We start from the raw sequence: 523 nt of genomic DNA, 5'->3' as shown, positions 1-523 counted from the left end.
AAGAAACAGATAATGTGATGGATTATCTAAACGAAGGAGTTGCTCTCTATCAATGGCAATGGAAATTAATAAACCCCGCAATAAAAGAAATATTAAATAGAATAATTAATGAGCAATTATGAGAGTATTTTTAGTATTACTATATTTGTATGCTTCCTATGTAATAGCACAACCTAAAAATGAAACGTTTGATTTTGAATTATATAAGAATCTTGGAAAAAATGCTGATATTTACAGACATCAGTATTTAAAAACAGATGGTTGTATTCTTTATAAGATTAGTTTTGACAAAGAAGAAGGGGGATATATAGAGGAAAGTTTGCCCTCCCCTTCTTTTATAACACGCCGTAAAGATTATTATCCGAATGGAAAAATTAAAAGCATCAAGCATTTTATAGGAGAAAATGTACTTATCGGAAAATCTGTTTATTACAATAAAAAAGGCGTTAAAAGAATTGTAGATGAAGATAAGAAATTCAAGAAAATTAAATATCCTTATATTTTACAATTCTTGGAAAAGAAA

At 27.5% G+C, this 523-nt stretch carries 1 pseudogene; it reads left to right on the top strand.

What is annotated here, in order from left to right:
- Positions 1–118: 118 nt before the first annotated feature.
- A pseudogene (locus HMPREF9071_RS11760) lies at positions 119–523 on the top strand (hypothetical protein); the annotation flags it as partial.

It is taken from the genome of Capnocytophaga sp. oral taxon 338 str. F0234, from assembly GCF_000192225.1.
Classification (GTDB): Bacteria; Bacteroidota; Bacteroidia; order Flavobacteriales; family Flavobacteriaceae; genus Capnocytophaga.
Note: the sequence above shows the minus strand (reverse complement) of the source record. Positions and strands in the feature narration are given on the sequence as shown.